Source organism: Methylophaga sp. OBS4, from assembly GCF_026319305.1.
Classification (GTDB): Bacteria; Pseudomonadota; Gammaproteobacteria; order Nitrosococcales; family Methylophagaceae; genus Methylophaga.
Genome location: NZ_JAPDMV010000058.1, coordinates 1 through 6,455, shown reverse-complemented (window position 1 = coordinate 6,455; position 6,455 = coordinate 1). Strand labels below are relative to the sequence as shown.

Below are 6,455 nucleotides of genomic sequence, written 5' to 3'. Positions count from 1 at the left end.
CCGCCTACTGATGGGCAGCTCAGTTGCCCATCAGTCTGTTCGAAACGAATTTGAAAATATTTGAGGATTAAACTAATGAGTGAAATGCAAGATTACGCGTCTAGCCTGAGCGATGTTTCAAGCCGTAAGTTTGAAACTTTCTCATACCTGACTGAAATGGATGCAGACCGTATCCGCAAACAGGTTGAATATATTGTCAGCAAAGGCTGGAATCCGGCTATTGAACACACGGAACCGGAAAATGCGTTCGGCCATTACTGGTATATGTGGAAACTGCCATTGTTTGGTGAAACAGATGTGGATCGCATTTTGGCGGAAGCCGAAGCTTGCCACAAAGCACATCCTAAAAATCATGTGCGTCTGGTCGGTTATGACAATTATGCGCAGTCCAAAGGTGCTGAAATGGTCGTATTCCGCGGTAAGGCGGTTTAACGTCAATCAGATCAAGTCCCTGATCATTTATTTGGTCGGGGACTTTTTCGACGTCAATCACACCAAACATTAAATCATTTGAACAGCCTGAGGTTACTGCGATGAGCGCGAATATTGCTGAACAGTATAAAGTCAAAACAGAACCTTTCTATCGTGCGGTCTCCAATGAAGTAGATCTGTATGAAGCGGCTTATGCCCGCCGCATGCCGGTGATGCTGAAAGGCCCGACCGGTTGTGGTAAATCCCGTTTTGTCGAATATATGGCCTGGAAATTGGGCCGCCCGCTGATCACAGTTGCCTGTAACGAAGATATGACCGCCTCTGATCTGGTCGGTCGCTTCCTGCTTGATAAAGATGGCACCAAGTGGCAGGACGGTCCGTTGACAACGGCTGCCCGTATCGGTGCCATTTGTTATCTCGACGAAGTGGTTGAAGCCCGCCAGGACACCACGGTGGTGATCCACCCGTTGACCGATCACCGTCGTACCCTGCCTCTCGATAAGAAAGGCGAATTGATTGAGGCCCATGCGGATTTTCAATTGGTCATCTCCTATAACCCGGGCTATCAGAGCCTGATGAAAGATTTGAAACAATCCACCAAACAGCGTTTTGGTGCGATGAACTTTGATTATCCGTCTGCCGAACTTGAGACTGAAATTGTCGCCCAGGAAACCGGTGTCGATAAAGAAATTGCCGACAAACTGGTGCAGATCGCCCACCGTGCGCGTAATCTCAAAGGTCACGGTCTGGATGAAGGTATTTCGACCCGGCTGCTGGTGTATGCGGGACAAATGATCGCCGAAGGTGTCGAGCCGCTGGCGGCCTGCCAAATGACACTGGTCACGCCGCTGACGGACGATCCGGATATGCGTGAAACGCTGGATGCGGCTGTCAGTACGTTTTTTGTCAGCTGATAAGGCATTCGTCCCGATTGCCACTATCCCCCCATCCCGACCTTCCCCCATCAAGGGGGAAGGAGCCGTCCCCTCCCCCCTGGTGGGAGAGGGTTGGGGGGAAGGGGAAGACATTGGTGCGAGTGGTGTAACTGGCTCCTTAGCAGTTTCTTAAAATGAGTTCAGGTTAATAAGTCAAAGTTTATGGCTGATGGTAGATGTATTGACGCTATGTTGGGAGATTGCTGATGAGCATCAACCTTGACGACTACAGAGAAGCCTTCGAGCAAGTTGCGCCCGAGCTGAAAGGTACGCTGGAAAGCACCTTTCATGATGCGGCGCGTATCATGTCACCCGCCGGTCTGAAGGAATACCTGGAAGGCGCAAAAGGCCTGGTCAGTCTAGGCCGTGGCAAGGATCTGGTGGTAGCTTATATCGAAAAAATGCCGCAGGTAGTCAAGGAGTGCGGCGAGGACGTGATTCGTGACTGCGTTAATGCAGCGATGAAATTGTCATCGATGACCTCTGGCGAAGTTATTGCTTTGATGATCAATAGCCTGCCGACTGCCGCACGCCGCCTGGGTGATCCGGAAATGCTGCGCGGTTATCTGACCTTGATTCATCAGTTGTCAGCCAAAGCGTCGCGCGGCCTGCGGCCGATGCTGGCTAATATTGACGAACTATTGTCGAAACTGACCTTGTCCGGCCTTAGGCGCTGGGCTGATTTCGGCGCTGAAGCTTATCGCCGTGACTTGCAGAATCTGGTCAAATATTTTGCGCTGGAAACGGCGGACAGTAAAAAGATGCTGCAAAAAGAACGGCGCGGCACCTTGTTTATCGATACCCAGCGTAAGCTCAATTTCTACCTGCGCGCGTTGTGGGGGCGTGATTTTTTCCTGCGGCCGACTTCTGCCGATCACGAAGGTTTCAAACCCTACATCGAACATCATGTGATGCATCTGCCCGATGCAGTTGATGATATCGATGAAATCAGCGGCTTGATGCTGTACCGGGCACAAAGCGCGCATATGGCAGCCCATATCAGCTACACCCGTCAGCCGATTTCGGCCGAACAACTCAGTCCGGCGCAAATGTTTTTTATCGCTTTGGTGGAAGATGCCCGCGTCGAATATTGTGCGGTGCAGGAATTCCCCGGCCTGCAAAAACTGTGGCGCAGTTTGCTGGCTTTGGAGCTTGAAGGTGAGGTCGAACATCCGACCATGCTGATTCTGGAACAGTTGGCGTTGATGCTGAATGATGCGTCAGTACGCTCAGATGATGACGCAGTCAATCAGTTGGCCGCTAAATTCCATCAAGGCATTGAGGTCAACCAGCTGAATAATCAGTTCTGCTGGGATCTGGGCATCGAATTGTTCAATCTGTTTGCCGAAAGACGTGAAGTACCCAGCCTGCGTATTCTGGAGTCAATTCGTATTCCCTACCGCGATGACAACCGTTTTGTCTGGGAGTTTGAAGAATTCGACTGGGAAGTGCATGGCGCCGAATATATTCCGGCCAGCCAGCGTCAGGTACGTAAATATGTCAGCGCGGTGGAAATGGCCAACGAGGTTGATTGTGAACTGGCCGGCGATGATGCCCAGGAAATCTGGGTGTGCCCGACCGAGTTCATGCCCTATGAAGATGCCGGTGAAGCGACGGTCAGTTTTAACCAGATGTGGGGTAAGGAGCCGATCTCCGAGCCTTACCACTACCAGGAATGGGATTATCAGGTTCAACTGTTCCGTCCCGATTGGAGCACGGTTTACGAGCGCCGTCCGCAAAAAGGGGATGTGGGAGAGATCGACCAGATCCTGGCCGACTACAAGCCGGTTGCACATCGAATCAGGCAGATCATCGATATGTTGTCACCGTCAGGTGTGCAGCGGGTGCGCAATATGGAAGATGGCGATGAGATCGATATCAATGCCGCCGTTGATGCGATGATCGCGATCCGCATGGGCGAACAGCCTAACCCGCGTATTACCATGCGTAATGTGATCAAGAACCGTGACCTGGCAGTAACCGTATTGCTGGATTTATCCGAGTCGACCAATGATACCGTTGAAGGCAGCGATAAAACCGTATTGGAACTGACGCGTGAAGCGGCGACATTGGTGGCGACGGCGATTAACGGTATCGGCGATCCGTTTGCGATACATGGTTTTGCTTCCGATGGCCGTCATGATGTGCAGTATTTCCGCTTCAAGGACTTTAATCAGAAATTCGATGATGAGGCCAAAGGCCGGTTGGCCGGTATGAAAGGCGGTCTATCGACCCGGATGGGGGCAGCGATGCGCCATGCAGGACAACACCTGTTGAAACAACCACAACGGCGTAAACTATTATTATTGGTTACCGACGGTGAGCCGTCCGATATCGATGAGCGTGATCCGCAGCATTTGCGTCATGACACGAAAAAAGCGGTGGAAGAGCTGTATGCGAAAGGTGTGCTGACTTATTGTCTGACATTGGATCCCAATGCCGATAATTATGTTAAACGTATTTTCGGCACCAATAACTACACTATTGTCGATCATGTAGACAGACTGCCGGAGAAACTGCCGACCCTGTTTGCCAGTCTGACTAGTACCTAAGTACTGAATGAAGGAATACAAGTTGAGAGAACCAAAACGTTATGTCGGCATTGATAATGATATGAACGGCGGTATGACCAGTACCGGTAAAATCATTCGCGATGCCTGGGTATTCGGCCTGATTCCGGAGACCGAAACCTGCGAAGGCTGGCTGGCAGAAGGATTGGAAGATCTATGGCGTAAGGTCAATGACGAATGGGAAAAATACGGCTTTATGGTCGGCAAACTGCCTGATGATCTGCGTCAGAATTTTATGCGTATTCATGATGAAGCGTTTGCACGCGCCAAAGCAGCAGGTTGGGATGCTGAAAACGAGCTGGCAGGTGACTGAGGCTGTAGAACATTAATCAATTCAGTGAGGGTGAAATATGTACACCCGTCATAATGAAGTGCCGGTCTACGAATCCCGTGAAGGCCTGTTAAATGCCGGCATATACAATCAGGTCAGGCTGGCATTAAAACGCCTGGATCGGGAATTGCGCCTGAGTCTGCCCGGACTCAGGCATCTCGATCTGATTCTGCAGCCGGATGCCTGGATCATTGTTGATCGGGTGCTGAGCGATGTACCGGTGGTTGCCTGGACTGACTTTAAAACCAAAGATCGTACAGCTTTACATACCCCGGTCAGCTGCCGAGTCCGTCTTTATCATGCCAGTGCCGGCGCTATTCTGGAGCGTGCACTTACTGAAATGATGTCGATACTGGATGAACGGCTTGGCCACGGTAATGGCCATCAAGTGATCGATTTCCCCCGCTGAAGCTTTTTTTATCATTCAGACGGCCATTTTTGTCTGAACGGATATTAACAATCCAGCAATAACGACTGGCCGAGTGTGGCTGCAATAAAATTATGGTTTTCTACGGGAAGCTCAGCAGTTATGAGCGTGGAGGCATCTTGAGAATAAAGGGCAGATACTTCCCGGTTACGCACAAAATGACACCATCAGGTTACATTACAGGTGTTTTATGGGTTCCCAAGCTCCTGTATTCCGTTATCAGGTCTTCTATTGTCTGATAGCGTTCCTCGAGGCCGGTTATCCCGCTGCAGGCCATATCAACCTGGCCTTCCTGAAACTGGTATTTAAGGGTATTGGCTTCATGAAACAGTTCAATGTAGGCCAGCTTGAGATTATCCAGCCAGTTTTTATCGAACAGATTCTGTTTTCTTGCCTGTTCTAACCAGTGCATGAAATGACTTTTTTTATGATTCATCAACGGCCAGTGATCAACTTCGTCAGGGTCAGCCTGCAGGTTGGTTATGATGCTTTTAAACCAGTAGTTTCCCTGTAGCTGCATCAGGTGAATGATAGTTTGTTCCGCTGTCAGGTTTTGTTTTGCGTGTGACAGCCATTGCTGGTTAGGTTGATATTGTTCATGCCAGCTTATGAACTGGTCAGCCGGTATCGGGTGGGCAATGATATAACCTTGGGCCAGTTTGCAGCCCATGGTTATCAGCATCAGGCCGTGCTCGACGGTTTCAACGCCTTCGGCAATGACCTGGTGGTGAAAGGCATCTGTTAATCCAATAACGCCGTCAACAATAGTGTAATCGTTGGGATCATCAATGATGTCGCGCACAAAGCTCTGATCAATCTTAACCACATCGACCGGCAGGTGCCTTAAATGGGTCAGAGAGGAATAACCGGTGCCGAAATCATCCAGTGATACGCGGATACCCAGTACCGTGCGGCAGGTTTTGATAATGCTGGAAATATTGTGTATGTCGCCGAGCACACTGCTTTCCAGTATTTCAAGTTGTAACAGGTTTGATGCCACCTTGGGATACCGTGCCAATGCCCGGTCAAGCTGCTCGAATAAACCTTGCCATTGCAGATGATGGGAGGAAATATTAATGCTTATTTCCATTCTGATACCGGCTTGCTGCCACTTATCCAGCTGCTGCAGAGCGTGCTCTATGACCCAGTTGCCAACATGAATTTCCAGTTCTGTGCCCTGAATGGCAGGCAAAAAGTTGCCCGGCATGATCAGACCGTGTTCAGGATGTTGCCAGCGCAGCAAAGCTTCGGCACCGATGACTTCACCGCTGCACATATTCACTTTGGGTTGAAAATGCAGGACGAGTTGGTCGGCTTTCAGTGCGTCTTGCATGGCTTTGAGTTGGTTCTGCTGTTGACTGATTTGCTGATCATGCAAAGCATCAAACAGCTGATGGCGGCCACGACCGGTCAGTTTGGCCTGATACATTGCCTGATCTGCGTGGCGCAGCAAGGTGTCGGCATCGGCATTGTCCAGCGGATACAAAGTGATGCCGAGACTGGCGCCGAGACCGATCTTGTCTTCGTCTATCTGGTAAGGCAGTTCAATCGCATGGCGAATACGTTTGATTAACCGCTCGCAGTGTTCGACCGAGCTGATATCGTTGAGCAGCATCACAAATTCATCACCGCCCAGTCTGGAGGCGGGCCTTGATCCTTTGTGCCACCTCGATCAGTAACTGATCACCGATTTCGTGACCATAACGATCATTGATTGGATTGAGGCCATCCAGAACCAGGAATACAAAAGCGAGCAGGCT

General features: G+C 50.3%; 6 protein-coding genes and 1 pseudogene. 5 read left to right on the top strand and 2 right to left on the bottom strand.

The features are described from left to right. Positions 1-75: 75 nt before the first annotated feature. From OMP95_RS12300 to OMP95_RS12280, 5 genes are all read left to right on the top strand, one after another. Positions 76-432 carry a ribulose bisphosphate carboxylase small subunit gene (locus OMP95_RS12300; RefSeq protein ID WP_266329264.1) on the top strand — a complete coding sequence of 119 codons (357 nt, stop codon included), beginning with the start codon at positions 76-78 and terminating at the stop codon, positions 430-432. Positions 433-533: 101 nt separating this feature from the next. Then, entirely contained in the window at positions 534-1,346 is an 813-nt protein-coding gene (locus tag OMP95_RS12295) for a CbbQ/NirQ/NorQ/GpvN family protein (RefSeq protein WP_266329262.1), read from the top strand. Between the two features lie 227 nt (positions 1,347-1,573). Then, positions 1,574-3,919, top strand: coding sequence for a nitric oxide reductase activation protein NorD (locus OMP95_RS12290; RefSeq protein ID WP_266329260.1), 2,346 nt, complete (start codon positions 1,574-1,576; stop codon positions 3,917-3,919). Between the two features lie 22 nt (positions 3,920-3,941). Further along, on the top strand, positions 3,942-4,250 hold the full coding sequence (locus tag OMP95_RS12285; RefSeq protein WP_266329258.1) for a hypothetical protein: 309 nt from the start codon (positions 3,942-3,944) through the stop codon (positions 4,248-4,250). Between the two features lie 37 nt (positions 4,251-4,287). Continuing rightward, positions 4,288-4,677, top strand: a complete 390-nt coding sequence (locus OMP95_RS12280; protein ID WP_266329256.1) for a hypothetical protein — start codon at positions 4,288-4,290, stop codon at positions 4,675-4,677. Between the two features lie 190 nt (positions 4,678-4,867). On the opposite strand, the gene OMP95_RS12275 is transcribed toward OMP95_RS12280, so the two are convergent. Continuing rightward, positions 4,868-5,971, bottom strand: coding sequence for an EAL domain-containing protein (locus OMP95_RS12275; protein WP_266329266.1), 1,104 nt, complete (start codon positions 5,969-5,971; stop codon positions 4,868-4,870). A gap of 171 nt (positions 5,972-6,142) precedes the next feature. Next, positions 6,143-6,410 (bottom strand): annotated as a pseudogene (locus OMP95_RS12270) (diguanylate cyclase domain-containing protein); the annotation flags it as partial. Between the last annotated feature and the right edge of the window lie 45 nt (positions 6,411-6,455).